Origin of the sequence: Eubacterium sp. SB2 (genome assembly GCF_001244405.1) — a bacterium.
GTDB lineage: Bacteria > Bacillota > Clostridia > Lachnospirales > Lachnospiraceae > Faecalicatena > Faecalicatena contortus_B.
Map to the genome: position 1 here is coordinate 986,844 of NZ_LN865153.1, position 26,681 is coordinate 1,013,524.

27 protein-coding genes and 2 tRNA genes are annotated in these 26,681 nt (G+C 48.1%); 5 read left to right on the top strand and 24 right to left on the bottom strand.

Features of this window, described 5'->3' with window-relative positions; all coding sequences use genetic code 11:
* Positions 1-27: 27 nt before the first annotated feature.
* The 5 genes from BN1938_RS16710 to BN1938_RS16730 form a co-directional block, all read right to left on the bottom strand.
* Positions 28-726 carry a class II aldolase/adducin family protein gene (locus BN1938_RS16710; protein WP_242843879.1) on the bottom strand — a complete coding sequence of 233 codons (699 nt, stop codon included), beginning with the start codon at positions 724-726 and terminating at the stop codon, positions 28-30.
* A gap of 39 nt (positions 727-765) precedes the next feature.
* A complete protein-coding gene (locus BN1938_RS16715) occupies positions 766-2,250 on the bottom strand; it encodes a rhamnulokinase (RefSeq protein ID WP_242843880.1) in 1,485 nt (494 codons plus the stop codon).
* Positions 2,251-2,561: 311 nt separating this feature from the next.
* Entirely contained in the window at positions 2,562-3,056 is a 495-nt protein-coding gene (locus tag BN1938_RS16720) for an 8-oxo-dGTP diphosphatase (RefSeq protein WP_242843881.1), read from the bottom strand.
* A 74-nt stretch (positions 3,057-3,130) separates the two neighbouring features.
* Entirely contained in the window at positions 3,131-3,787 is a 657-nt protein-coding gene (locus BN1938_RS16725; RefSeq protein WP_330377689.1) for a DUF4317 family protein, read from the bottom strand.
* Between the two features lie 24 nt (positions 3,788-3,811).
* Positions 3,812-4,681 (bottom strand): aminoglycoside 6-adenylyltransferase, encoded by an 870-nt coding sequence (locus BN1938_RS16730; protein WP_050641669.1) that lies wholly within the window; start codon positions 4,679-4,681, stop codon positions 3,812-3,814.
* A gap of 205 nt (positions 4,682-4,886) precedes the next feature.
* On the opposite strand from BN1938_RS16730, the gene BN1938_RS23985 reads away from it, so the two are divergent.
* Complete coding sequence (locus BN1938_RS23985) at positions 4,887-4,982, top strand: putative holin-like toxin (protein ID WP_242843882.1); 96 nt, start codon at positions 4,887-4,889, stop codon at positions 4,980-4,982.
* A 409-nt stretch (positions 4,983-5,391) separates the two neighbouring features.
* Here the strand turns inward: BN1938_RS23985 and BN1938_RS16735 are convergent.
* The 9 genes from BN1938_RS16735 to BN1938_RS16775 form a co-directional block, all read right to left on the bottom strand.
* Positions 5,392-5,465: transfer RNA gene (locus BN1938_RS16735), tRNA-Pro, on the bottom strand.
* A 63-nt stretch (positions 5,466-5,528) separates the two neighbouring features.
* A tRNA-Gln gene (locus BN1938_RS16740) sits at positions 5,529-5,599 on the bottom strand.
* 193 nt (positions 5,600-5,792) lie between these two features.
* A complete protein-coding gene (locus BN1938_RS16745; RefSeq protein WP_050641670.1) occupies positions 5,793-7,007 on the bottom strand; it encodes an LL-diaminopimelate aminotransferase in 1,215 nt (404 codons plus the stop codon).
* A 1-nt stretch (position 7,008) separates the two neighbouring features.
* Positions 7,009-7,860, bottom strand: coding sequence for a diaminopimelate epimerase (dapF, locus tag BN1938_RS16750; RefSeq protein WP_050641671.1), 852 nt, complete (start codon positions 7,858-7,860; stop codon positions 7,009-7,011).
* A gap of 24 nt (positions 7,861-7,884) precedes the next feature.
* Positions 7,885-8,433: an ANTAR domain-containing response regulator gene (locus BN1938_RS16755; protein WP_050641672.1), complete on the bottom strand. Its 549-nt coding sequence runs from the start codon at positions 8,431-8,433 to the stop codon at positions 7,885-7,887.
* A 66-nt stretch (positions 8,434-8,499) separates the two neighbouring features.
* Positions 8,500-9,831 (bottom strand): glutamine synthetase family protein, encoded by a 1,332-nt coding sequence (locus tag BN1938_RS16760; RefSeq protein WP_050641673.1) that lies wholly within the window; start codon positions 9,829-9,831, stop codon positions 8,500-8,502.
* Between the two features lie 212 nt (positions 9,832-10,043).
* A complete protein-coding gene (locus tag BN1938_RS16765; protein WP_050641674.1) occupies positions 10,044-10,292 on the bottom strand; it encodes an HPr family phosphocarrier protein in 249 nt (82 codons plus the stop codon).
* A gap of 139 nt (positions 10,293-10,431) precedes the next feature.
* Positions 10,432-11,193, bottom strand: coding sequence for a polysaccharide deacetylase family protein (locus BN1938_RS16770; protein ID WP_050641675.1), 762 nt, complete (start codon positions 11,191-11,193; stop codon positions 10,432-10,434).
* Positions 11,194-11,271: 78 nt separating this feature from the next.
* Positions 11,272-11,856 carry a TetR/AcrR family transcriptional regulator gene (locus BN1938_RS16775; protein WP_050641676.1) on the bottom strand — a complete coding sequence of 195 codons (585 nt, stop codon included), beginning with the start codon at positions 11,854-11,856 and terminating at the stop codon, positions 11,272-11,274.
* Positions 11,857-12,239: 383 nt separating this feature from the next.
* On the opposite strand from BN1938_RS16775, the gene BN1938_RS16780 reads away from it, so the two are divergent.
* Both BN1938_RS16780 and BN1938_RS16785 read left to right on the top strand, forming a co-directional pair.
* Positions 12,240-13,259: an NAD-dependent epimerase/dehydratase family protein gene (locus BN1938_RS16780; protein ID WP_050641677.1), complete on the top strand. Its 1,020-nt coding sequence runs from the start codon at positions 12,240-12,242 to the stop codon at positions 13,257-13,259.
* Between the two features lie 115 nt (positions 13,260-13,374).
* Positions 13,375-14,202: a C39 family peptidase gene (locus BN1938_RS16785; RefSeq protein ID WP_050641678.1), complete on the top strand. Its 828-nt coding sequence runs from the start codon at positions 13,375-13,377 to the stop codon at positions 14,200-14,202.
* A gap of 546 nt (positions 14,203-14,748) precedes the next feature.
* Here BN1938_RS16785 and BN1938_RS16795 read toward each other — a convergent pair.
* The 10 genes from BN1938_RS16795 to BN1938_RS16840 form a co-directional block, all read right to left on the bottom strand.
* Positions 14,749-15,708, bottom strand: coding sequence for a carbohydrate kinase family protein (locus BN1938_RS16795; protein WP_050641680.1), 960 nt, complete (start codon positions 15,706-15,708; stop codon positions 14,749-14,751).
* A gap of 130 nt (positions 15,709-15,838) precedes the next feature.
* Positions 15,839-16,786 carry a TIGR03943 family putative permease subunit gene (locus BN1938_RS16800; protein WP_050641681.1) on the bottom strand — a complete coding sequence of 316 codons (948 nt, stop codon included), beginning with the start codon at positions 16,784-16,786 and terminating at the stop codon, positions 15,839-15,841.
* Between the two features lie 62 nt (positions 16,787-16,848).
* Positions 16,849-18,042 (bottom strand): CobW family GTP-binding protein, encoded by a 1,194-nt coding sequence (locus BN1938_RS16805; protein ID WP_050641682.1) that lies wholly within the window; start codon positions 18,040-18,042, stop codon positions 16,849-16,851.
* Positions 18,043-18,069: 27 nt separating this feature from the next.
* Entirely contained in the window at positions 18,070-18,828 is a 759-nt protein-coding gene (locus BN1938_RS16810) for an exodeoxyribonuclease III (protein WP_050641683.1), read from the bottom strand.
* 118 nt (positions 18,829-18,946) lie between these two features.
* Positions 18,947-19,693 (bottom strand): tRNA pseudouridine(38-40) synthase TruA, encoded by a 747-nt coding sequence (gene truA / locus BN1938_RS16815; protein WP_050641684.1) that lies wholly within the window; start codon positions 19,691-19,693, stop codon positions 18,947-18,949.
* On the bottom strand, positions 19,680-20,336 hold the full coding sequence (locus tag BN1938_RS16820; RefSeq protein ID WP_050641685.1) for an ABC transporter ATP-binding protein: 657 nt from the start codon (positions 20,334-20,336) through the stop codon (positions 19,680-19,682). Before BN1938_RS16820 ends, truA begins: the two co-directional genes overlap by 14 nt.
* A 1-nt stretch (position 20,337) precedes the next feature.
* Complete coding sequence (locus BN1938_RS16825) at positions 20,338-21,162, bottom strand: ABC transporter ATP-binding protein (protein WP_050641686.1); 825 nt, start codon at positions 21,160-21,162, stop codon at positions 20,338-20,340.
* On the bottom strand, positions 21,159-22,004 hold the full coding sequence (locus BN1938_RS16830; RefSeq protein ID WP_173020115.1) for an ABC transporter permease: 846 nt from the start codon (positions 22,002-22,004) through the stop codon (positions 21,159-21,161). The genes BN1938_RS16825 and BN1938_RS16830 overlap by 4 nt, the downstream gene beginning before the upstream one ends.
* Before the next feature lie 4 nt (positions 22,005-22,008).
* A complete protein-coding gene (locus BN1938_RS16835; RefSeq protein WP_050641687.1) occupies positions 22,009-22,947 on the bottom strand; it encodes an ABC transporter permease in 939 nt (312 codons plus the stop codon).
* An 83-nt stretch (positions 22,948-23,030) separates the two neighbouring features.
* A complete protein-coding gene (locus BN1938_RS16840) occupies positions 23,031-24,575 on the bottom strand; it encodes an ABC transporter substrate-binding protein (protein WP_050641688.1) in 1,545 nt (514 codons plus the stop codon).
* A gap of 1,095 nt (positions 24,576-25,670) precedes the next feature.
* Here BN1938_RS16840 and BN1938_RS16845 point away from each other — a divergent pair.
* Both BN1938_RS16845 and BN1938_RS16850 read left to right on the top strand, forming a co-directional pair.
* Positions 25,671-26,195, top strand: a complete 525-nt coding sequence (locus tag BN1938_RS16845) for a nitroreductase family protein (protein ID WP_050641689.1) — start codon at positions 25,671-25,673, stop codon at positions 26,193-26,195.
* Positions 26,192-26,464, top strand: a complete 273-nt coding sequence (locus BN1938_RS16850) for a DUF6092 family protein (RefSeq protein ID WP_050641690.1) — start codon at positions 26,192-26,194, stop codon at positions 26,462-26,464. Before BN1938_RS16845 ends, BN1938_RS16850 begins: the two co-directional genes overlap by 4 nt.
* The last annotated feature ends 217 nt before the right edge of the window (positions 26,465-26,681 follow it).

The following is a 26,681-nucleotide window of genomic DNA, read 5'->3' on the forward strand; positions in this document are numbered from 1 at the left end:
CACTAGTGGAAGTAGGATTCCTCCCTGTTATTTAACTCTGCCTAAACGGTTCTCCTTATATATCTCAAAGAATCTTGCTATTTCGTCCACATCCAATGAAGCTTCTCCGCCAAGTATATATTTTGTAATCAAAATCTGTTCTGCTATTGATTCGCATGCTTCCACAACATTCATGGCTTCCTCCACAGTCCTGCCTACGGCAAGGCTTCCGTGGTTTCCCAGAAGTACGATTCTGTAGCCCTCCGCAAAGTAAGGCTCTGCCATCGTCATAATGAACTTTGTTCCCGGCGCCCCATATGGCGCACAGGGAATCTTATGGAAGTTTCCCATCATCTCCGGAAGCGCCGTTGTCTCCACATCCAGACCCGCCATAGAAAATGCAGTCAGTACTTTCGAGTGACTGTGAACAACACCTCCCACATCCCAGCCGTTCTCTTCGCAGATATCATAGGCCATACTGTGCATGATAATTTCCGAAGTTTCTTTCATCCCAAAGATACGCTCCCCATCCCGATTCACAACAGCAATCTTCTCCGGTGTGAGAAGGCCTTTATTTTGTCCGGTTGGCGTAATATAAATTTTGCCGTCCACTTTTGCAGAAATATTCCCTGCAAAGGAATTGACCAGTCCTTTGTCGTCCATGCGCTTAGCTACGGCCAGCACCTGATTTACCACCTCCTCGGATATTCCCAGTTCTTTCATTTTTTCCATGTAATTTTCGCTCATCTTTGTCCTCCTTTTTTTACATGCAGGTTTCTTCCCGTACTACTTGCAGATCCCTTTTTCTGTCATTTTCTGCAAATCCTCTTTCCATCTTTCTTTTTCTTCTATATGCGGCTGGTATTCCTTCATTTCGAATGAATTTGCGGCTAATTCCCGGATCTCTTTGATCGACGCCACCTCCCCCATCGAATACATCTGTGTCATCACATTACCGGCCAGTGTTGCATATGGCATGCCCCCATAGACAGGCATTCCCAGCGCATCGCTGATGAACTGCATCAGCACGTAATTTCTGCTTCCGCCATTTACTCCCGACACCCTCTCTACCGGAATCTCAAGCTCCTTATTCAAGTACTCAACACAATACATGACTTTCAATGCAATGCTTTCCAATATACAACGGACGAATTCTGCATCCGTCTGCAGTGTCTGCTGCCCGGTCTGTTTCAGATAGGCATTTATTTTTTCTTTTGCGTTGCCGCCCGCATTATTTAAATGTGTATCATCGGCATCCACGTACACCCGCTTTGATTTACATGAAAGGGCCATTTTCATAATTGCGTCATACTCATAATCATGTCCCTCGGCCTTCCAGGTTCTTCTCAGTTCATTCAGAAGCCAGAATGCCGCAAAATCCCGATATAGAATCTTCCGGTCTTCTATGACTCCCGCATTTTTAAATCCGCCTTCATAGGCCTTATCAGTTATAATGCAGCGGGAAAGTTCGATTCCCATATTAATATTGGTTCCAATACTCATGTATACCTGGTTTACGCCGAAGCCCGGGATTCCAACCACCGCCGACGCTGTATCATGTCCCGGCACTGCAATGACCTTCGTATCCGTGGTTCTCGTAATCGAAGCAATCTCCGGGAGAACACAGCCTTTTACCGATCCTGTATCCACAATGTCCGTCAGCATCCTTTCCTGTATGCCAAGCCTTCGGAACACCTCCCACGCCCAGTCATCCTGCTCCGGCTTCATGAGCCCCGATGTTCCGGCAATCGAACGCTCGGTTGACATCTGCCCACAGAGAAAATATCCCAGCAGATCCGGCAGAAATAGCATCTTATCTACCAGCTCAATGATCTTATCCCCATGTTCTATGTAAGAGTAAAGCTGAGGCAATGTGTAAGAACGATTAGGCTGGCATCCGGTGAGTTCAAATAGTTTTCTCTTCGGAAGCACTTCGTAAGATTTCTCCAGAGATTGTTCTGTGCGCAGATCCCGATAATGATAAACCGGCTCCAAAAGCCTTCCCCTTTTATCCAGAAATCCGTAGCTTGCCCCCCATGTATCAATACCAATCGTGGCTGCCCCCTGCTCCCTGGAGTAAAAGTCAAGACCTTTTAATATGCTATTGTAAAGCGCAAACAAATCCCAATATAGATTTCTATTCAAGGATAAGGGCCGGTTTGGAAAGTCAAAATAATCACCAATCTCGACGTGATCCCCGTCAAAATATCCTCTTGCCATCTTACCGCCGCTGGCTCCCAGGTCTGCCGCAATAGATATCTGCTTCTTCATTGCTTTCCTCCTGTTATTTTTTCTTTTTCGATAATATTATTCTAGCTAATAACAACTTAAATGTCAATATTTAAATTCTGTATGGATTATTTTTAGTATTTTCGCCCAATATTATTATTGTTTTCGATACAAATACCCTCTAAAATCTTATTATTTCTCTATAAAAACGCACAAATGATACAATGCCCTTTTGCGGCCAAATATAAATGGCATTAAAAAATAGGAATATGCCGTGATAAATCATGTGCTGGAAAGCACTCAATTCCACGGCATATTCCTATTCTTTGGTAAAGGACTTAAAACATATCTGTTCAGTACAAAGTCCCCACATATCCATCTGCTTTCTGCTGCATATAACATTCGCAGAACTGACTCGATTCTATGATCTTCAGTGCATACTCCATCCCTGCTGCAAGTTCTTTCTCCTTTAATTCGTCCATCGGGATCCAGTAGACCCGGCCTTCTTCTGAGCTTTTTAATTCTCCTGCATATTTATCTGCCTTATACAGGAAAATCACATTACGAATCCCCGCTTTCTTCCAATGATAGACTCCACAGAGACGGGGATTTTCTATATCCAATCCCGTTTCCTCATGAATCTCACGAACTACAGAATCATGAAAATTTTCTTCCTGTTCAACATGCCCTCCTGGAAAGGTTGTTCCGGTATAGCTGTCATTGACTTTATCCAACGCAAGTACATTCCCTTTTCCATCCTGGATCATGCACATATTCATAAAACAGACGGTTTCTGTCTTATTTTCCGATTTTACATTCAGTGATCGCTTTACTCTCTTTGTCTGCAACAATTTCCCCTCTAACATTTTATGATTTTTTTGTGGCACCGGGATCATCTCCTTCCTTCAACAAATTGTATATACTAAAATAATTGTACCCCCAGCAGCTCCAGTATTTCATCATGTGGGGCGTCTGCGTCCGCCTGGAACACATCAATATGATTCAGATCCCCGCATCTGTCTGTGAACGCAGGGAATAAGAAGCCGCACTCCGGATTCCCGGGATTGTATTCCCCAAGAAGCGGGCATACAGCGCAGATAATATATTCAAATACTTCCTCGGACTCCCACAGGCGTTCATGATCGGATGCCTTTGCCGGAATGTCATAGCGGTCATGAAATAGTAGAACAGCGTAATCCGATTTGGCATGGTATTGTTCCATCACAGTTTCATAAAATGTGTCCAGCAGGGCATCATTTTTCAACCCGCATTCTTTTATTGCCATAAGCATCTGCCACATACTGCCTGGTTTTTGCTGTTCCTGCGGAAATTCATATTTTTTCAGATTTACATTCGTAGGGGAGTAAGGAATTGCCTTCGCCAGCGCCAGCTTATTTGTCCGCTCCGCCGGGGACAGTTTTAAAAAATTTATATTAAAACTTCCGTCGAATATTCCTTCTCTGTCTGCATAGCACCCGGCAATTCTTGTAACCGAATTACGGGCGAGGGTCATACGTCTGGTCAGTTCCAACATGTCTTCTCTGTTTATTATGCTATTTGTGTTTTTTGTTTTTATCATTATTATTCTCGCTTTGATTAGTCACTATATTTCTGTTGAATCCGGGGGCAGATTTCTTATATGCACCAAGAATGCTCTTGCAGCTTTGCCTTCATCCTGATTATAAATGTAACCGCTATGTTCTGCTACCCAAAGAGCTGTGTTTTCGAAAAGATCACACATTAACATAACAGATTTCCACGCTTCATCAACACGCCCCCCGAAATAGGTATCTAAGTATAGCTGATATTCTTCGCCCGAAAGCCACCGGTACATGTATTTTGCTGATTTTCCCACGCTTACCTGATAATCCGTCATATATCCTATTTTCCAGGACAGCATCTTTTCCAGCTGCTTACGCACAACGTAATTTGCCATATCCTGCACATAAGGAATTTCTTTGCGCCATAACCCCTTTGCTATATTATTACTGCACCACCAGAATTCATTGCAGCACGCTGTATATTGATCTTCTGTGGGTTTTTGTACCCAATACTGCTGATCGGTGGGTTCCCCTATCAGCGGCAGTATACCCTTTTTATCTAATAAGATTTGACACAGCTTGTCTTTTTCAATATTCTGCAGTGCATGTTCTGTTGATTCGACGTGTAAGTCCACGCGGATGCCATCTTTGAACTGCATAAGCCAGCCATAAAAATTTTCCTTATCATTAGGGTAATCCGGGCTTTCGTCCGGATACTGCATGTACATGATATCCCCAAATTTGGTTATCCACAGGCGGTTGTTTATGAAATCGGCAGTTTTCTCTACAACATATACGATATCATAGTCCTGAAAGATATCCTTCGGCGCATTTTTATTTGTGCGAGAGCCGTTCATATATACCGCTAATATTCTGTCATCATTGTTTGCTATGTCTAAAAAGAGTTGGTACATTTCCTGTTCGTTTCGCATAGGTATCGTTCGATTTTCCTTTTCCATTTTATTAAAGATGTGTACGGCACGGTCTAAACTATAACCATTGCTCCCAGACAGAACACCCTGACAAAAGCAGTTTCTTGTTTATTGCCGAATCAGTCTGATAATGATATAATCGTTCAAGAGTACCGTGTACAGGGTAGGATCCTCCCAACTTCACAGAAGAGGGGAGGTGGTGCGGATGGACGCTTATGAAGTGTTGTCGCTGCTGTTTTTAGGCGGCGGTTTTCTGCTCGCATTACTTACCTACATAGATAGGCATAATAAGCGAAAATAAAAAATGCCTACCCTGTTCGGCAATAACGGGGTAGGCGCGTCCTTATGTAGGACGTAATCCTAAACTGTGAGGCTCCCACCACTGTGGGCGGTACTCTCCTTATTTCTAAATATAACACATCTTACATCTGATATCAAGTTTCTATTCCTTAAAAATCCACAAAAGACAATCTATGAAACCTTTCTAAGCCCCAGTCCTAAATATCAACCAAACCATACTTAAAGATAAAACATAAAAAAATACACTATCTCCTATTTTAAATTTTTCTAAATTCTTTCAAAATTATTATCCCCCAGTATCACCTGTCACAAAAAAATTCTTAACAAAATTCTTAATTATCGGTATTTTCATTAAAAAGAAAGAGACCGCAGAAATCTGCAATCCCTTATGTCTCCAGCCTTGTAACCAATCGGAGTGACGTGATTCGAACACGCGACCTCTACGTCCCGAACGTAGCGCTCTACCAAGCTGAGCCACACTCCGATATGTATAAACCTCTGCTTCTCTTAAAGAGAAAATTAAGAATCTGCTTTCGCAGATTCTCAACTACGGATGAAGGACTCGAACCTTCACAAACAGAGTCAGAGTCTGTTGTGCTGCCATTACACCAATCCGCATTATCCTGTCTTGTCCTTGTCAGACGCAACATGGTTATTATAGCAGACTCCCCGGAAAAATCAAGCCCTTTTTGTAATTTCCATCAAAAAGTTTTTTGAGACGCTTTTTTCTGAATATTCTGAATACGGTGTGCAATGGGGTCAGACCCCTCTGAAGAGGGGTCTGACCCCATTGCACTGCCCCCTTACCATTTTACAATGCTTTTATTCTTTCTATTGCCTCCACCGTTTTCTCATGACTGCCGAACGCAGTCAGACGGAAGTATCCTTCTCCGCTTGGACCAAACCCTGATCCCGGTGTTCCGACTACACCTGCCTTCTCAAGCAGATGATCAAAGAAATCCCAGGAGCTCATTCCTTTCGGGGTCTGCAGCCATATATATGGCGCGTTTACTCCCCCGGACACGGTGTATCCGGCATCCTTCAGGCCCTGATATATGACTTTCGCATTGTTCATGTAATATGCGACCTGTTTTTTCAGCTGTTCTTTGCCTGCTTCGGAGTATACGGCTTCCCCGGCACGCTGTACAATGTAAGGTGCTCCGTTGTATTTTGTGCCGTGGCGTCTGGCCCACAGTGAATGCAGGGTTACCCCATCGCATTTTATGTCTTTCGGTATGATCGCCGCTCCGAGACGCACGCCTGTGAAGCCCGCGTTTTTGGAGAAGCTTCTGAGTTCGATTGCACAGGTTCTGGCGCCTTCACATTCATAGATTGTATGTGGGACGTCCTCCTCTGAGATATAAGCCTCATAAGCAGCATCGTAAATGATGACTGCCCCTGCCTTGTTTGCATAGTCTACCCAATCCTGGAGCTGCGCCCTGGTTATCGTTGAACCGGTCGGGTTGTTGGGGAAACACAGATAGATGATATCGGGTGTCTCTTTTGGGAGCTCCGGTGCAAAGTTCGTTTCTGCTGTGCAGGGCATGTAGATCACATCGCTCCATGTCTCTGTCTTCGCATCATAGACGCCTGTCCTGCCGGCCATGACATTGGTGTCTACATAGACCGGATATACAGGGTCACATACAGCGATTTTGTTGTCTGTGCTGAAGATTTCCTGGATATTTCCGGAATCGCATTTTGCACCGTCCGAAATGAAGACTTCATCCGCGGAAATATCGCAGCCGCGGGCCTGATAGTCGTCTTCCGCCATGGCTTTCCGCAGGAATTCATAGCCCAGATCCGGTGCATACCCGTGAAATGTCTCTGCTTTTCCCATCTCATCCACAGCGCTGTGCAGGGATTCGATGATGGCCGGAGCCAATGGCTGTGTGACATCCCCGATGCCAAGGCGTATGATCGTTTTTTCCGGGTGCTCTTCGGTAAAGGCATTCACCTTTTTCGCAATTGTAGAAAATAAATAGCTTCCCGGCAGTTTTAAATAATTGTCGTTTATTTTGAACATGCTAGTTCTCCTTTGCTGATGATTGATTCCATTCCCCGTCAAAAACAACTTCCGCGGGGCCCGTCATATATACGGTATCCTTTTCCCGGTCCCATTTGATCAGCAGGTCGCCTCCCAGCAGCCTGACTGTCACTTCGTCCTCTGTCAGGCCGTTTAAGATACTGGAAACAGCTACTGCGCATGCTCCCGTACCGCAGGCAAGCGTCTCCCCGGAACCCCGTTCCCACACGCGCATGCTGACCGTATGTCTGTCGAGGACAGCCGCAAACTCTGTATTGATCCGTTTGGGGAAACGCTCATGGTGTTCAAATTTGGGACCTGTCTTTTCTATATCCAGATGCTCGATATCCTCCATGTAGACAACCGTATGGGGATTGCCCATAGACACACCCGTCATCTTATATTCTGTTCCGTCTACTATAATCGGTTCATTGATTACCAGCTCTTCCTCTGAGATAATCGGAATCAATGCGGCCTTAAGCTCTGGTTTTCCCATGTCTACCTTCACCTGCACTACTTTTCCGTCCTCCACGGAAAGCTCCAGATATTTGATGCCGCCCAGCGTCTCCACCGATATCGCAGTCTTGTCCGTGAGCCCGTAATCGTAAACATATTTTCCCACGCAGCGGATGCCATTTCCGCACATCTCCCCCCTGGAGCCGTCCGCATTGTACATTTCCATCTCAAAATCAGCCACTGCAGACGGATTGATCAGAATCAGACCGTCAGAACCGATTCCAAAATGCCTGTCGCTGACCTGTACGGCCACTTCGGACGGATTTTCTATTTTCTCGGTAAAGCCATTTACATAAACATAATCATTTCCCAGTCCCTGCATCTTTGTAAACTTCATTCTTGTCTCTCCTTTTCGCATCTTTTATTCTGACATGATCGTCAGTACCATCTGCGCAGTCTCCAGCATATTGTTCCCGCTGTCCATGCTGCACTTCTGCAGATAGCGGTGCGCCTCTTCTTCCGTCATATGATTGCGCTCCATCAAAAGCGCTTTTGCCTGCCCTATGAGCGCCCGCTGCCCGGGATCCCTGTTCCTGGCTGCCTCTCTTCTCTTCCTGCGTCTTCTCTGCATGGTCTGCATCATCATTTGCAATGTGTTCAGCAGATCATAGCCTTTGACCGGCGTCGGAAGCCCTATCACGCCCTTCACCAGATCCTGGCTCCACTTATCAGGCGAGGCAATCAGGAGCATTTCGAAGGATTCGGGCAGGCATTCCCTTAGTTCTGAATATAACATATCCTGCATTTTATATCCACAGATCATAATGCCTTCCCCAAAATTATCTGCATATTGAAGCGCCTGGGCCCCGGTGGTACAGATACCGGATATGTCAATGCCGCCCCGTACTAACAGGTTGCGAATATTTGCCGCAGTCTCTTTTTTGGGAAATACTACCACAATACTGCTCATACCCGCTTACACCTCCTGCCCATTTTCATTCCAAGCCACACTGTTTTCGTTCCCCATACAGGACGTTTACATTTTATGAAGATAATTCGCAAGTTCCCAGTCCGTCACCTGCATACAATAATCATGGTATTCCTTTTTATGTGAGGCAATCGTTTTAGCTGTCAGGTCCGCTCCCAGCACTTCACGGATGAGTGCGTCTCCCTCCAGTTCGCGAACCGCCTCCATCAGGTTCCATGGAAGAGCTTCAATATGGAGCTCACGGCGCTGTTCCTCTGACATTGCCTGAATGTCTTCATCCACACTGTCCGGCGGCAGAATCTGATTTTTAATGCCGTCCAGCCCGGCAGCAAGCAGAACTGCCAGTGCCAGGTACGGATTCGCAGAAGGGTCGGGGCTTCTGAGCTCTATCCGCGTCTTCTCCCCGCGGACAGACGGAATGCGGATCAGCGGCCCCCTTGTTCTTGCTGACCAGGATATATATACCGGCGCCTCATATCCCGGCACAAAGCGTTTGTAGGAATTCACAGTCGGGTTCGTGATGCAGGTAATGGCCTTCATATGTTTCAGCAGGCCGCCCATAAAATAATACCCGTCCCGGCTCAGGCCGTTTTTATCATTGCTATCCTGGAATATATTCGTGCCGTCTTTTGAAAGTGACAGGTTCAGATGCATTCCGGATCCATAGGTTTCGGATTTGGGTTTAGGCATAAATGTAGCATGCAGTCCGTGGCGTTTTGCAATGGTCTTCACAACCAGCTTAAATGTCATAATATTATCCGCCGTGGCCAGGGCTTCATCATACCGGAAATCAATTTCATGCTGCGCAGGGGCGATTTCGTGGTGGGATGTCTCAATCTCAAATCCCATTTCCTCCAGGGTAAGCACCATATCCCGCCGCGCATTTTCACCGTAGTCCAGCGGCCCGACATCAAAATAACTTCCTCTTTCATGTGTAATCGTGGTCGGAAGACCGTCATCATCCGTATGAAAAAGGAAAAACTCGCACTCCGGGCCGGCATTCATAGTATATCCCATTTCCCGGGCTTCACGTATGACTTTTTTCAGCACGCAGCGGGGATCACTTTCATAGGGTGTGCCGTCCGGGCGGTATACGTCGCATATGAACCGCGCCACCTTTCCCTGTTGCGGCCTCCAGGGGAAGATCTCAAACGTATTTAAATCCGGATATAAGTACATATCTGATTCTTCTGTCCTGGAAAACCCCTCAATAGATGAGCCGTCAAACATGCACTCGTTATTCAGCACCTTCTCCAGCTGGCTCACCGTAACGGCCATATTTTTCATGGTGCCGTAGATGTCTGTAAACTGAAGGCGGATAAAGCCGACGTCCTCTTCCTCTACCATTTCTAAAATATCTTCTCTCGTGTAATCATTCATAAATTACCCTCCTGACTGTTATCTGACATATTTATATCTTTTATACTTCTCACGTGCTTATTTTGTTTCTGTTTACAGGCTTGCCTGCGGAAAAGTTTTCTGGAATTTAAAAATGGGCGTTCTCTCCCCTGAAGAAAACGCCCTTGTTTCGTCTTATTATAACGACCCTGTGAAAAAATGTCAAACTTTCTTATCCGACTTTTTTCATTTTTTTATTTTATGAATTTGCGTATTTTACTTTTGAGTTTTTCAAACTCTCCGCTGTGTACCTGGAGTTCCATTTCGTCATGCATATTAAGGCTGCAGATTCCTAAAATTGACTTGGCATCCACGGTCATTCTTCCCTGCGCCATATCAAGATCTCCTTTATATTCCTTGATAAGCTGTACAAATTCCTGAATCTCGTTAACAGTTGCAAATCCCACTCTTACTGCGTTCGCTGTTAATATTTCCCCCGCCATGGTTCTTACCTCCTGATTGCTATAGAGTACACCCATCCATTGACATTTGATGGAACCGCTTGTTACGTGGCAATATTTCATCACCGATTCAATATTGTACACTATCTTGTACAAAAAGGAAAGTCCTAATGTTAAATTTTTATCTGCTTTTAATCTGCCTTCCGGATGCATCCATATGATAGTCTTCCTTATAGATCAGCTCCGAAACCGGTACAATCTGGTACCCTTTTTCCTGAAGTCCTGTAATCACCTTTTCCAACGCGTCCGCCGTATACTTTGCGCCATTATGGCAGAGGATAATGGAGCCGTTCTGCAGGGATTTGTTATCCAGAACTGTATCAATGATGTTCTGTTCGCCATAATCCTTCCAGTCCAGACTGTCCACGTCCCACTGAATCGCATAATATCCGCATTTCGCGGCAGTCCGGATCACCGTATCATTGTAATCCCCGTAGGGAGCGCGGAACAGCTGCATATCATAGCCTGTAAGCTTCTTTACCTTGTCGTGCACGCCCATGATTTCCGCTTCCTGTTCCGCCTCGGAAAGCTGGCTCATATTCGGGTGTGTCTCACTGTGGTTTCCCAGGTCATGTCCCGCCGCCAGTATGGCTTTCACATCCTCCGGGTATTTCTCCACCCATCCCCCCGTCGTAAAGAAAGTCGCATGGATCTTGTATTTTGCCAGAATCTCCAGAAGCTTCTGCATAGACTCATTGCCCCATGCGGCATCAAAGGTGAGCGCAGCCTTCTTCTCAGGTGTGTCCACGGAATAGATGGGAAGCTCCCTTCCGCTTACATTACTCGCCACCTTGGCATGACCCGCCATATACTTCACCGAACATCCTAAAATCATAATAACCAGAAACGCACTAAAACTGACCTTGAACAGCCTTTGTCTCATAAAAAACTCCAGAGTATATTTGCTTAAAATAAGTATATGCTGTGTGGGCACAAAAATAGAAGCAAAGGGGTCAGCCCCCTATGCACCTCTCTCCCCCGTTTCCATCCCCTGTACACAGCTCCGGAACATCCGGGCCATGAACTCTGCGATCTCTTCCGGTTCTGCCTCAAATCCGTTCAATGCCCATTTCCGTATAATCCCCTCACAGCCATTTACGATAAATTCATACAGCCACTCCAGCCGTTCCTCTTCCATTCCCGGATACAGCCTTTTCCAGGCGACGAGAGAATCTGCCTTTGCAAAATACATCATCCTGGCAAGAAATTCTTTATCTCCATATTTGCTGAACATCGCTTTGCACAGCTCTTCATTCTCTCTGATTTTTTTTAATATTTCAGCCGGCAGAATTCCTGTAAGATTTTCCTGCCCCATATCCCCCGCAAATGAGAGTACCTCCTGATAAAATTCCTCCTCAATCTTGCAGAGAAGGTCATACACGTCCTCATAATGAGCATAAAAAGTGGCCCTGTTGATGTCGGCCTTTTCGCAGATCTCCTTAACTGTGATTTTTCCCAGCGGTTTTTCCTCCAGCAGCTGCAGAAAACTGTGCCTGATCATTTTTCTTGTATACTTGATCCTGCGGTCTAAATTTGAATTTTTCATGAACAATCAACACTTCTTTCGTTTTTGTTGTATTACTTACAGATACACCTAATCTGGCGGTTGCCATTTTCTGATACCTCTATTATATTTAAAATAAGAACAAAAAGCAACGCTGTGTCGTATATCTTTCACCGGATTTACCCAGACGTTACTATTCACGGCCCAGGGGCCGCGCATAATAACGGCATCTGGGCCATTTAAAGTCGCCTGGGGCGTGGGCCCAGATGCCCGGCTCCATTACTTTAATGGCTCGGATGCCGTGCAGCGGGGTGCACGGCCCCGTGAATAGTAACACCCAGACAGCAGAATATTCCTGCCCCTGGCGGTATGTATTTCACCGCTGCACATCAGGGATGTTCCATCATGATCGGGAGGTGTTGATTATGAAAAATACAATATATATCGTTACCGGAGCCGCCGGCCATCTTGGCAGCCATATCGTTTCGGAACTGGTCAGAGAGGGGAATACAGTGCGGGCATTTATACTGCCCTCCGAAGCCGGACTGATCCGTACTTCTTCCCCAAACCTCACCTGGATCACAGGGGACGTCTGCCTCCCGGATACGCTGGAACCTCTTTTTCTGCAGGAAGATTCCGGCCCGGCAGAGGATCTCATCCTGATCCACTGTGCCGGCCTGATCTCCATCTACGGCGGGAAAACACCGGGTGTATACGCCGTCAATGTGGAGGGCACGAAAAATGTGGTGGACGCCTGTATCCGACACCATATCAAACGCCTGGTATATGTAAGCAGCGTTCATGCAATCCCCGAGGCGCCGCAGCATAAGGTTATTTCCGAGATCCGGACCTTTTCCCCCGGACACGTCACGGGATATTACGCAAAGACCAAGGCAGAGGCCACCCAGTATGTTCTGGACAGTGCCGCACGCGGGCTGGATGCAGTCGTCGTACATCCGTCCGGGATTATAGGCCCCGCAGAGCGCCCGGCGGGAAGCCTGATGCATATGATATCCAATTATACGAAAAAGGGCATGCCGGTGGCCGTACACGGCGGGTACGACTTCGTGGACGTAAGAGATGTGGCTTCCGGGGCCATTAAGGCCGCCCAAAAAGGCAGAAGCGGGGAATGCTATATACTCTCCAACCGCTTTATCTCACTGAAAGAATTATTCACAGAAATGTCAAAAGCAGCCGGACAGAAAAAACCCCGTCTCTTCCTGCCAGCCTGGACTGCCAAATGTGCGGCCCCTTTTGCACAGCTCCACTATAAATGCTGGAAGAAAACCCCCGTGTTCACCCCCTATGCCATGTATACCCTGACTTCTAACGGAAACTTTTCACATGAGAAGGCCAGCCGTGAACTTGGATACCACCCCAGGCCTCTGCATCAGACCATCGCTGATATGATACGGCAGCTCCGGGAACATTCCGTCAAAAAATAGAACCGGCTGGGGTGTCAACAGTAAAGAATTGTATTCCGTTTTTTTAGATCCTTCAGAATATAGGACAATCCCTGGTGATTATAATATATATAAGAAGCAAACACAGCGGTGTACAATGGCAGAAAATGGCAGAGACAGCAGATATAGGAGGCAGCGGCTCAGAATCATACTGATCGGAGGCATTGCGGCCGCCAGCATTTTGTATACAAAGGCAGGGCAAAGGGGCACGGCTGCTGCAGGAAATGAAGAAACGGCAATCGAGGAGAGCCGGGCGGGAGAAAGCGATAAGCAGGATCCGTCCGGCTCTTTAGAAACACAGCCAGAGAAAAAGATCCTGCCAGTTCCATTTCTGAGCCAGAACGATTATCCAACGGGCTGTGAGAGCGTGACCGCTGTCATGGCGCTTCAATATGCCGGGGTTGATGTTTCTGTGGATGACTTTATTGACAAGTACCTGAGAATCGGGACTTATTATGAAAAGGACGGCGAGTATTACGGCAACAGCCCCTACTATTATTTTATCGGAGATCCAAGGACCGGCAGTGGATTTGGCTGTTTTGCACCGGTGATTCATGATGCGCTTGCAGCGGCAGCAGGAGCGGACCGGGTGAAAGATCTGACCGGAACGCGCCTTAAGCAGATTACGGAGAAATACATCGGACAGGAGATACCGGTGATCATCTGGGCGACCATTGATATGCAGCCAACCTACGAAGGAAATGGGTGGACCATACTGGAAACGGGGAAGTATTTTACGTGGCCGGCGGAGGAACATTGTCTGCTGCTGGTGGGATGGGATGAGGAGTACTACTATTTTAACGATCCAAACCAGGACGGGGGTGTGACAGGATATGAGAAGGCGGTGGCAGAACAGCGTTATCTCGAGATGGGAAGCCAGGCGCTGGCTGTGCTGCCTGCGGACAGCGGCAGCCCGGAAAAGTAATCCTGCTCTGCGAGCGTAGCACTAATGTGGAATTAACTATACCCAAAAGGCACCCCGTAATACCTGCCCCTTCGGGGCAGGTCTGCAACAGAGCTGCAGAATAAAATATAACTTTCTTTTTCTATGTACCGTTGCTATTCTATAACACCAAACGACTCAATACGCTGCCCCCGTTACGAAGCCACCCCCAGTTGACAACCTTTACTGCCGATTGGATGCACCCAGCAAAATGAAGGGATAGCCGCCAGCCTCCTAAGGGCACACATGCCGTTCCGAATTGCTAAAGCAGGCCTTAGAAATTCTTAGAAGCAGCCCGCCGCGAAAGTGGGGAGCTTTTATGATTCCGAATCATAAAAGCGGATGGCCCAGCGCGAGAAATCATCCGATTTCTCGTGATGTGCCATCCCGTGCCCCACTTTCGCGGCTGGCTGCTTCTTAGAATTTCTTAGGTCTGTGTCCGCAAATCGGAACGGCATGTGTGCCCTTAGGAGGCTGGCGGCTATCCCTTCATTTTGCGCCCCCATCCGTCCCTCTCCAACTGCCTCCTTACCGTCCTATTACTTCCAGAACGTCCTCTTTTTCAGGCATAGAACGGATAGCTCCCTTCCGCGTCGTTATCAAAGCTGCCGCAGCATTTGCAAAGGTCATCATCTCACCCAGCTGTTCCTCCGTCAGATCCTCCATACCATGCTCAAGCACATAATTCAGCGAACTTCCGCAGAACGTATCTCCTGCGCCCGTCGTCTCAATCGTATCCATCTTAAACCCGCTTCTCTCTACACGCATGTCTTTATAGTAGGCACGGCTTCCGTCTTTGCCGAGCGTCAGCAGGATCAGCGGAATATGATATTTCTCCTGCAGATACTGGATTCCCTCATCATAATCCTCTTTGCCGGACACGAACTGAATCTCATTGTCAGAGATCTTCAGGATATCGCAGAACTGGAAACCATATTCCATCTGTTCCTTTGCAAGCTCCAGGGAACTCCAGAGCGGCGGGCGCAGATTCGGGTCAAATGAAATCAAAAGCCCGTTCTCTTTCGCGATATCCAGCGCCTTTTTCGTGGCCTCACGGACGCCGTCATGCGTCATGGACAGGGTGCCAAAATGGAACAGCTTTGCTTTCTTTAAAAATTCTGCGTCAATCTCGTCCGCCGTCAGCTTCATATCTGCACCCGGATTGCGGTAGAAAGAAAACTCCCGGTCCCCGTCAGGAAAGGTATGTACAAAAGCAAGCGTCGTATTGACATCCGCATCCATCTTTAAATTAGAAGTATCGATCCCCGCCTCATCCAGCGTATTTTTCAGCAGAACCCCGAACTGGTCCTGCCCCACTTTTCCAAGAAATGCCGTCTTTTTTCCCAGTTTATTCAACATGGCAAGCACATTGCAGGGAGCGCCGCCGGGACATGCTTCGAACATGTTGTTTCCCTGTTCGCTCTCACCATTCATTGTAAAATCAATCAGCAGTTCTCCCATTGCGATTACATCAAATTGCTTTTCCATAGACCTATCTCCTTATTCCTGTATTTGTTATAATTTTAACGCAAATCAAATCTTTCTGCAATCCTTTTATAAAACTCCAGCGTGCATTTCATGTTACTGTGCACGCCCAAAGGGTGTGTACAGTAACCATTTAATTGAAATAAACCAGTTCCTCAATTGCCTCATCGTCCTCTATGTGCTCTGCCTCCAGAACCGGACCAACACCGCCGTATACAGACACTCTTGCGAACCCGATCTTAGCCCGGATCTTCACCCACTGTCCTTTTTTGAGCTTAGGGGCGTAGGGGCTTTTACACACATATCCGAGAAATGTCGTATCATCTGCGCAGCAGGTCATTGCCATACGCCCCGGCATGAATACTTTTGACGGAAATCCCTTCGGCTTCAGTACCCGCGCCGTAAATTCCACCGTCTTCCCCTTGTACCGTTTTGGATGTTCCATCACATCCACATACCAGATCCCGTAGTCTTCCCGCCGCACCTCGATAACCGGCGCATCCAGATCATAGGGAACCTCATCCAGGAAAATATTTTCCACTTCCCCGTTTTCATCCTCGAATATCACTTCCGCCTGGGGACTCACGACCTTGACGCTCCTCCGGTACCCAGCCAGAGGCTTTCTGTCCGTGCATCGGTTAAATACCACCATCTCGGAATCCCGCACCATCTCCACAAACAGAGGCTTCAGGTTCGTCAGATACATCTGGAATGTGCTGGCATCCACGGTTGTCAGCTTCTGCTCGATTCCCCAGCCCTCGGGAAGTTTCATCTTCTCAAAATCGCTGACCTTCCACATCCCGTTATACTCAATCACAACACGCTCCGGATGATACTTAGCGTCCATTTCCTCCAGCCATACCTCTGTCAGTTCTGCCTGTTCCTGCACACGCTCAATTCTCACGTTGTACTCCAGCATTTCCTGCGGATCGTACTCCACTTCGCCCTCCTCACAGAGAATCAGAAGTGTGGTTCCCTCGATCTGGAAATAATCCTGTGAAAGTGTAAACTTTAAAAATTCCGTTTTGCCGCTGTCCAGAAATCCGGTCATCAAATATACCATAACATCAGGTTCGTTCATTATTTAATCTCTCCATTCTTTACAGCAGCCTGCTCCTGCACAGGCCGCCGTCAGGCTGCTGCTTATTTTATTCCAAACAGATCCCCCAGTTTTCCCTCATTCAGGTTCGAACCGATCACACAGAGTCTGCCGGTATACTCGGCAGCACCGCTGCGCACCTCGTGCTCCCCGGGAACCATATCAAAATAGATCCAGTCATTTTCCCCGGCAACCATCCCCTTTGCCCTCAGAATAACTCCGAATGATTCATCGGATTCGAGAGCTTTCAGAATATGCTCAATTTCCTCTTTTGTGTAGGTCTTAATCGTCTCTCTTCCCCAACTTGAGAACACCTCATCCGCATGATGGTGCCCGTGATCATGGTGATGGTGGTCATGGCCGCACCCACAGGAATCTGCATGCTCCTCATGACTGTGCTCATGCTCTTCATGATGATGGCCGCAGCATTCTCCATGGCTATGCCCATGTTCCTCATGATGATGGCCGCAGCATTCTCCATGACTATGCCCCTCTTCCTCATGATGGTGCCCGTCCCCTTCATGGCAGCATCCCTGTCCTTCATGGTGATGGTCGTGCCCGCATCCGCAGCTCTCCCCATGCTCATGATGTCCTCCGCATTCCGGACACATGATCTCCGCCAGCAGTTCTTCCTCCAGCGTTTTACTGTGTTCCATCGTCTCCAGCAGCTTATCCCCCGGCAGTTCTGCAATCGGCGTGGTAATAATCGGAGCCTTCTCATTCAATTCCCGAAGGATCTGATAACTCTCCTCCACTTTCTCCGGTTGAGCCTTATCTGTACGGCTCAAAATAATAGCCCCGGCATATTCCACCTGATTGCTGAAAAATTCCCCGAAATTATTTCTGTACAGCCGGCACTTCATAGCATCAACCACGGTCGTAAAACTGTTCAGCTCCGCGTCGATCTCCTCCTGGACATCCTGCACGGCTTTGATCACATCCGAAAGCTTCCCAACGCCGGAGGGCTCAATCAGGATACGGTCCGGGTGATAAGTTCCCACCACTTCCTTCAGGGATTTTCCAAAATCACCGACCAGTGAACAGCAGATACATCCCGAATTCATCTCCCGAATCTCGATCCCGGATTCCTTCAGAAAACCGCCGTCAATCCCGATCTCGCCGAATTCATTCTCAATCAGTACGACCTGTTCCCCGCCAAACGCCTCTTTCAGCATCTTCTTGATAAATGTAGTCTTACCGGCGCCCAAAAAGCCGGATATAATATCTATTTTCGTCACAATGACTGCCTCCTAATCTCTCAGTGATTACTTTTCGTTCATTTCCAGCATAACAGGGCAATGGTCCGATCCCATAATGTCTGTCAGTATCCCCGCATCTACCAGCCTGTCCTTCAGGCATTCGGACACACAGAAATAGTCGATGCGCCACCCCGCATTCTTCTCGCGGGCACGGAAACGGTAGGACCACCAGGAGTATACCCCCTCCTGCTCCGGATAAAAATACCGGTACGTATCAATAAACCCCGCCTCCAAAAGTTCCGTGAACTTCTGCCGCTCCTCATCCGTAAAACCGGCGTTCTTCCGGTTCGTTTTGGGATTCTTCAGATCGATTTCTTTGTGCGCCACATTCATATCGCCCGTCACGACAACCGGTTTCTTCTCTTCCAGCTTTTTCAGCCAGGCGCGGAAGTCGTCCTCCCATTTCATCCGGTAATCCAGGCGTGCAAGCTCATTCTGGGAGTTCGGCGTATAAACCGTAACAAAGTAAAAATCATCATACTCCAGCGTGATCACGCGCCCCTCCTGATCGTGTTCCTCAATTCCGATACCATTTACCACGGAAAGCGGCTCTGTCTTTGAAAATACCGCCGTCCCCGAATATCCCTTCTTCACCGCATAGTTCCAGTATTGGTGATAGCCGTCCAGTTCCAGCTCAAGCTGCCCTTCCTGCATTTTAGTTTCCTGTATGCAGAAGATGTCCGCGTCCGCCTGGCTGAAGAATTCCAGAAACCCCTTCTGCACACATGCACGGATTCCATTCACATTCCACGAAATAAACTTCATATAAACCTCCTTATCTTTTATGGAGCAGTCTTATTTCAAATATACAAAAGCCGGACAACCGGAACAAAGAACTCTCTCCTTCCCCGTAATCCGACTCCATCCAAATGAATACACATTTTTATCTGCCCTTATTATAGTAAACTTCCTTCAGAAACAGTCCCCTGGCCGGAGCCAGAAATCCCGCATACTCCCGGTTTCCCGCTTCCAGCGCCGCAGCAGCCTCCTCGGGTCTTTTCTCACCCGTGCCGACCTCCAGCAGCGTCCCTGTTAAAATACGGACCATATGGTATAAAAAGCCTGTCCCATAATATTCCATCCTTATTTTGCTGTCCTGTTTCTCAATGATTATATCATAAATTGTCCGTATTGTGGTTATTTCATCTTTTTTATCTGTAAATCCTGCAAAATCATGTGTTCCGATCAGATACCCCGCAGCTTCTTCCATTGCAGAAATATTCAGCTCATGCGGATAATGAAAACAATATTTCCTGGTAAAAACATCTGGTTTTTCCCTGGTGTCAATAAAGTATTCATAACGTTTCCCTTTCGCATTGAACCGCGCATGGAACCCGTTTTTGACGAGCGTCATCTCCTTCACACGGATATCCTCGGGCAGCGCTTCGTTCAGGCTCGCGCAGAATCCCGTTTCTTCCACTTTGCCGGGCAGCACCATACTGGCGGTCTGCCCTTTGGCATGCACGCCTCCGTCGGTTCTGCCGGAGCCGTTAATCTCCGTTTCACGTCCCGTGACCTCAGAGACTGCCCTTTCCAGAATTCCCTGAATGGTTCTCTCCGTGCTTTTCTGCCTCTGCCAGCCCTGGTACCGGCTGCCGTCATATACTACCGTCAATTTATATGTCCGCATATTCCTCCACTTTCCGGTCTTTTAAAAAGAGCACCCTGCTGCACAGCATGCTGACCACATCCAAATCATGAGATACAAACAAGTAACATATCTTTTCTTTTTTCTGCAGTTCTTTCAACAACTCTATGATCTGCGCCTGTACCGTCACGTCCAGCGCAGACAGAGGCTCATCGGCAAGAATGAATCTGGTTCCCGTAATGAGTGCCAGCGCAATGCTTACCCGCTGGCGCTGCCCTCCGCTCAATTCCCGCGGATAGCGCCGGTAAAACTCCCTCGGAAGGTGCACCTGCATCAGCATTTCCTCCGCCCTTTTTCTGCGTTCTTCTTTGGAATATCCCCCACGGATCTTAAGCGGCTCTTCCAGAATCCAGCCGATGGTCTTCTTCGGATTGAGGGAACCAAAGGGATCCTGAAATATCATCTGGGGGTGTTCTGTATAATGAATGATCTCGCCCTCGTATTCCCTGAGCAGCCCCAGAATACATTTGCACAATGTAGACTTGCCGCTGCCGCTTTCGCCGACCAGTCCGACAATCTCTCCTTCATATAGTGCAAATGTTATGTCTTCCAGTACCTGTTTTTTTCGTTTTCCTTCTTTGTAATATGCATTTACAGCTTTCAGCTCCAGTACCTTCTCCGCCATCTCACTCACCTGCCTTTGCTCTCAGGAGTTTATAAAAAGCAGTGCTCTTTGTCCTGCCCGGAATTGCTGCAACCAGCTCTTTTGTATAAGGCGTTCCGGGATGTTCAAAGATATCCCCGGCTGCCCCTTCCTCCACGATCACCCCGTCTTTCATGACCAGCACGCGGCTGCACAGCTCGTTGACCACCCGGAGATTATGTGAAATGAACAGGATCCCCATATGATATTTCTGATTCAGCTTTTTCAGCAATTTTAAAATGCTGTCCTGGGTCCCCACATCCAGCGCCGTTGTGGGCTCATCCGCAATCAGCACCCTGGGCCTGCATACAATAGCAGCTGCAATCATAACCCGCTGCCGCATGCCCCCTGACAATTCGTGGGGATACTTCCCGTACAGGTCCTCCGGATCTTCCAGCTCCACATCCTGAAGCGCCCGCACCGCCTTTTGCCTGCGTTCTTCCTTTGAAAGCTTCGTATGCAGCACAAGCGCTTCCTCCACTTGTCTGCCGATCTTCATCGTAGGATTCAGGGCTGTCATCGGCTCCTGGAATATCATGCTGATGTCCCTGCCCTGGATGTCTCTCATCTGTCTTGGAGACAGCTTCAGCAGATCTGTATCATCCAGAAAAATACTGCCGCAATCCAGTACTGCCTGCTCCTTCAAAAGCCCCGCAATTGTCAGCGCTGTCATGGTTTTTCCGGACCCGGATTCCCCGACGATCCCGAGGATTTCACCATCCTGGAGGCAGAAAGAAATGCCCCGCACAACCTCCTGCGTTTCACCGCCCTCTCCAAAATGGATGGACAAGTTCTCTACTCTCATCATGATCTTCCACCTCCGAACCTGTCCAGAATCCCTTCTCCGAGCATTCCTGCCCCCAGCACTATAAGTACCAGGAACAGCCCGGGAAATACCGCGCACCACGGTCCGCTTGCCAGATACGTCTGGGATTCCGACAACATTCTTCCCAGGCTGGCATCCGGCGGCTGCACGCCGATTCCCAGATAGCTTAAGCCCGCTTCCGCAAGCACTGCGTTATTAAATCCGATCGTCAGTGCGGAAAGCAGCGCCGGCAGAATATTCGGAAGGATGTGCACAAATAGGATTCTCGGGGCAGATACCCCGATCAGCCTGGCGCTGGTTACATAGTCCGCCTCCCGGCAGCGCATGAATTCTCCCCGCACAATTCTGGCAAAGCTGGGGATAAATGCAATTCCAAGAGCCAGCATAACCTTATATTTCCCGGTTCCCCACACGGTAATGATGACCAGTGCAAGCAGCACGCTTGGAAAAGCCGCCACGGCATCATTAACCCGCATCAGCCCCTCGTCCAGCCAGCCCCCGAAATACCCGGTTACCGCTCCCACGATAATCCCGATCCCGCCGCCGATCAATATCGTGCCGGCTGCAATCAAAAAAGTACTGCCTGCTCCCGCAAGTACTCGGCTGAATATGTCACGGCCAAACTGATCTGTTCCGAAAATGTGCAAAAGCGACGGCGCATTCAGTTTCACGGACCCCTGCATAGCTTCTGTATCATAAGGGGTCCAGAAAAAGCCGAGCACAATCAGGGCTGCCATGATGATGGTAAGCACTATGCCAAATGTAAAGTTATATCCAGTTTTTCCCATTTTCCCATTTTTTATTCGCTGCTTCTTCACTTTCATACCCCTAAATCTCAATCCGTTTATCCAGTTTCCGGTACAGCAGATCCACAATCACATTGACCACCAGTATAATAACTGCTATCAGGACAATCACCGCTTCCACCACCGGATAGTCCCGCGATGAAATTGAGGAAATCAGAGTCCGACCAAGCCCCGGTATCCCAAAGACCTGCTCGATCACAATGCTGTTGGCTATCATATCTGCAATTGCCATCCCCAGAAACGTAACAACGGGAAGTATCCCGTTACGGAACGCATGCCTGACCAGCATTCTCCACGGACTGTTGCCCCGGCTCATGGCCGTACGTATATAGTCCTTGTGCATTTCCTCCAACAGAGAATTCCTCAGCATCTTGGTTGTCATTGCCGCCTTTGGAAGCGCTATTGCAATGGACGGCAGAACCAGATAACCCAGAAAGCCGCCCACACTCTCCGTATAAGGCACATATCCCCCAGGTGTAAAGAGCCGAAACGTAAGCCCGAATAATACAGTAAAGATAATGCCAACAAAAAATGGCGGAACCGACATGGTAATCTGATTTAAAACCAAAAACAGCCTGTCCGCAAATTTATTCGCATATCTCACACTCAGCAGGCTGACCGGTATGGAAAACAACAGGATGAAGACAAATGCCATCGAAGTCATCGCTGCCGTAATGGGTACTTTATCCCCAATCATTTCTCTGACCGGAACCTGGTAAGAATAAGAAGTTCCCATATCTCCTGTGACAAAATCCTTCACCCACTGTCCATAACGCTGCGGCAGGGGACGGTTCAGTCCCATCTCCTCCCGCAGAGCCTGGACTTTGCTCTCCGTAGCTTCCGTACCCAGAATCGACCTGGCCGGATCCCCGGGAATTACTTCAAACGCGAGGAAGGCAAGTACGCTGACAATTAATAATGCGATTATAAGACCTGCTATTTTTTTTAAAACAAATTTCATACTTACCTCCCCGGAGCTTAAAAGACTTTCATCCTATTATGCCCCATTTGCATCTGAATGTGTATTTTCCGTAACAATTCTATCTATTCCACCATATAAATTGACGCCATATCCTGCACATACAGCGGATAGAATGTATATCCATCGTATTTGTCACTTACAGCCACCAGATTAGCCAGATCCTGGATATATACATTGGCAGCCTTCTCAGCCAGAATCCCCTCCAGCTCCTTATAAAGCGCCGTCTGTTTTTCTTCCTCAACGGCAGAGATGGCTTCTTTGAATTTGCTGTCATACTCCGCATCCTTAAAGTTAATAAAGTTGCCGCTGTTGTCGGATGTAAATCTTTCCAACATCGCGCGGGCGGACAGATTGGATGCGTCGACACCCACTACGGTGGACTGGAAATCGCGGTTTGCATAGACATCTTCCAGCCATGCCTCCCACTCAATCGGCTTAATCGTCACATTGACACCGATATTCTTCAATTCTTCCGCAATAATCTGAGCCGTATCTACATGCGGCTGGTCCGCAGAGCTGACGGTAATATCCAGATCAAAACCATCCGGATATCCCGCCTCTTTTAGCAGTTCTTTTGCCTTCTCATAATCCTGCTCATAATAGTGCGCGTATTCTTCATCATAATACTTCTTCAATCCGGGATACATGCTCGTACCGATGCGCACGCCTTTTCCGTCGGCCATCATATCCATGATTTCATCCGGATTGACAGCATAGCACAGCGCCTGCCTCACCTTCTCATTGTCCAGGGGTTTGGCATCGTTATTCAGATACAGCGCCTGCACCAGGTTCATGGTGCCCTCTTCTATATGAAAACCATCCGTCAGCTCCGCCGCCTGGCTGGAAGTCAGACGCATTGCCATGTCAATAGAACCGCCCTTGAGATTGGTCACCAGCATGTCCGCATCCGCCACAATCTTAAACTCCACCTTGTCCAGATGCGCCTTCTCTCCCCAGTAATCCTCATTTTTCTCCAGAACCACATTTTCCTGAGGGCTGCGTGACACATACTTAAACGGCCCCGTTCCCACCGGAGCTGTCTCCAGGGCATCATAATCCTTCGGGATCACCGCAGTCGTCATATAGGCAAGAAATTCCGTATTCGGTTCGTTGAGGCGGATTTCCACGGTCTTATCATCCAGAATATTCACACTCTCTATAATAGAATACGCCGATACCAATGGATCACCATTTGACGTATCAGCGCATCTGTCTATCGAATATTTTACATCTTCCGCCGTCACGTCATTCCCATTATGGAACTTCACCCCATCACGCAAAGTAAATGTATACACCTTTGCATCATCCGAAATTGCATAATCGCTCGCCACGGCCTCAATTAAATTACCATCTTTGTCCGGCTTAACCAAGCCTTCATAAATGTTAAATAAAACCTCTTTTGTTCCTGCCGCAACTGCTTTATGTGGGTCAAGACTGTCTAAATCCTGGGATATACCTACCTTGATACTCCCGCCCTCGACTGGGTTTCCTGAAAGTTTATTCTCCGTCGTTGACTTCTGCTTCTCCTTGTCACCTGAACATCCGCTCAGTGCAACAGTTACAGCCATAGTGAGCACTAAAAGAATCCCTGTTACTCTTCTCTTCATGTTTGTCTCCTTCTTCAAATAACCTTCATTATTAAATTGTCGACTTAATTGTAAAGGATTTGGGGCAATTTGGCAAGCCTTTAAATCGGGATTTAGTTGGCTAGTTTTAGACTTGTCGATGGACGGGGACGCTTCATGACAGGGAGGCCGGGGAGGCGCTGGGGCTGTATATGCCGTTGCGATATGCACCCGTGCTGCTAAGTGTTTCTAGAACAGCCGCTGCCGGCTAGGCGGGTACGCTGAACACATCACGGGAAATCTGATGATTTCCCGCGCTGGGTTCAGCAAACACTTGATTCGGAGATCAAGTGTTTCCCCGCCTATCCGGCAGCGGCTGTTCAAGAAACACTAAGCGCACTCCAGCATTTCGCAACGGCATATACAGCCCCAGCGCCTCCCCGGCCTCCCTGTCATAAAGCTGGCTCATCCAATCGGCAGGAAAACCCGCCAACCGGGTGGGATCCCGGACCAGGGCAGCGGATGTGGATTGGCTATGCGTGTCTTTTCATCTTCAAGATGTGTATTGAATTATTTTGATACTGGAACCGTATCCCCTTGCTTTTGTACACCTACTAGGGACATAAAAGTACCACCAATTCTATATCCATACGCTGACCCCCGCTTGAGGCCCCACCTTAGTTACGAGTCCTTTTCCTGCCGGTTGGATGCGTCAGCTCCATGAAGGGATAGCCGAAAGCCTCCCGGAGAACATCCATGTCCTTTCAAAAACGCTCAAAGCGAACCTTAGAAATTCTTGGTGGGAAACAGCCCTGAAAATGGAGAGATTTTTGGATTCCGAATCCAAAAATCAGCTGACCCAGCGCGAGAAATCATCGGATTTCTCGTGATGTGTCAGTGGTGCTCCATTTTCAGGGCTGTTTCCCGCCTAGAATTTCTTAGGTCCGCGGCCGCGTTTTTGAAAGGACATGGATGTTCTCCGGGAGGTTTTCGGGTATCCCTTTATGGAGCGTCCCCATCCGCCCCGGGACTAAAGCCCGTTGCTAAATCCCGATTTTATGATATAATTTTTTTATGGTTTATATAGCGGATTCATTATAAAATGAATCAAATAATTATGAAAAGTGAGGTATTGCAATGAACATTACAGAAGCAATTAAATCACGCAGAAGTATCCGGAACTTCAAGGACACCCCGGTCCCGGAAGACATTCTGCGCAGGCTGGCCGATGCCGGCAGGCTCGCGCCCAGTGCCAGCAATCTACAGGCATGGAAATTTTTCTTTGTGACCGAACCGGACCTCGTCGCTAAAGTGGACATGTTCAGTCCCGGACTCAGCGGCCATCCGCCCGTCATCCTAGTAATCTGTTCCGATATGGAATATGCCCTGAGCCACTCCCGCAATGCTGAAATCTACGGCTGCATGATGGACGCCTCCATGGCGGCCGAAAACATCATGCTGGCGGCACTCGAAGAGGGCCTCGGCACCTGCGCCATCAAGTCCTACACCGATGCCGCCGTACGCAAACTCCTCTGTCTCCCCGATACATACCGTATAGAAATGCTAATGTCCATAGGCTACCCCGAAGGAGACCCAAGAGACCCCAGAAGAAAACCCCTGGAAGAAATCCTATACTTCAATCAATGGGAGGAAAATAAATGAAAAACAAAGAAGCCAGCCTCGAACTCTTAATCTACATGATAACCAGCGCCGCCGGCCTGGAAAACGAGCCTCACATCTACGGCCCCCTCCGCTTAATAGAGGCCTCCCAGCGCCTGTGCCAACTCCGCCTGGAGGATGACCCCGATAATCAGGACCTAAAAGACCTCATATCCATAATAGAAGAAGGCAAACACAAATGCACCTCCGACGAGCCCGCCTTCTACCAAATGCTCCAGGACGCCGCCGCCAAACTGGTAGACATAATCTAACAAAAGCAGAACATTATTCTGCCCCCATACTGCCGTCCCGCCCGCCAGGGTATACATTACGGCGCGCCCTTTGGACATACCTTATTCCGCAGTCTACTGCGGATCCGCCCGCAGGGCATGAGTTACGGCGTGCCCTTTGAACACACATTATTCTGCATATACCTGCCCCCTGGCCCACAGTTTCCAACTTAAGGCGCTATAACATTCTCCCCCCAGC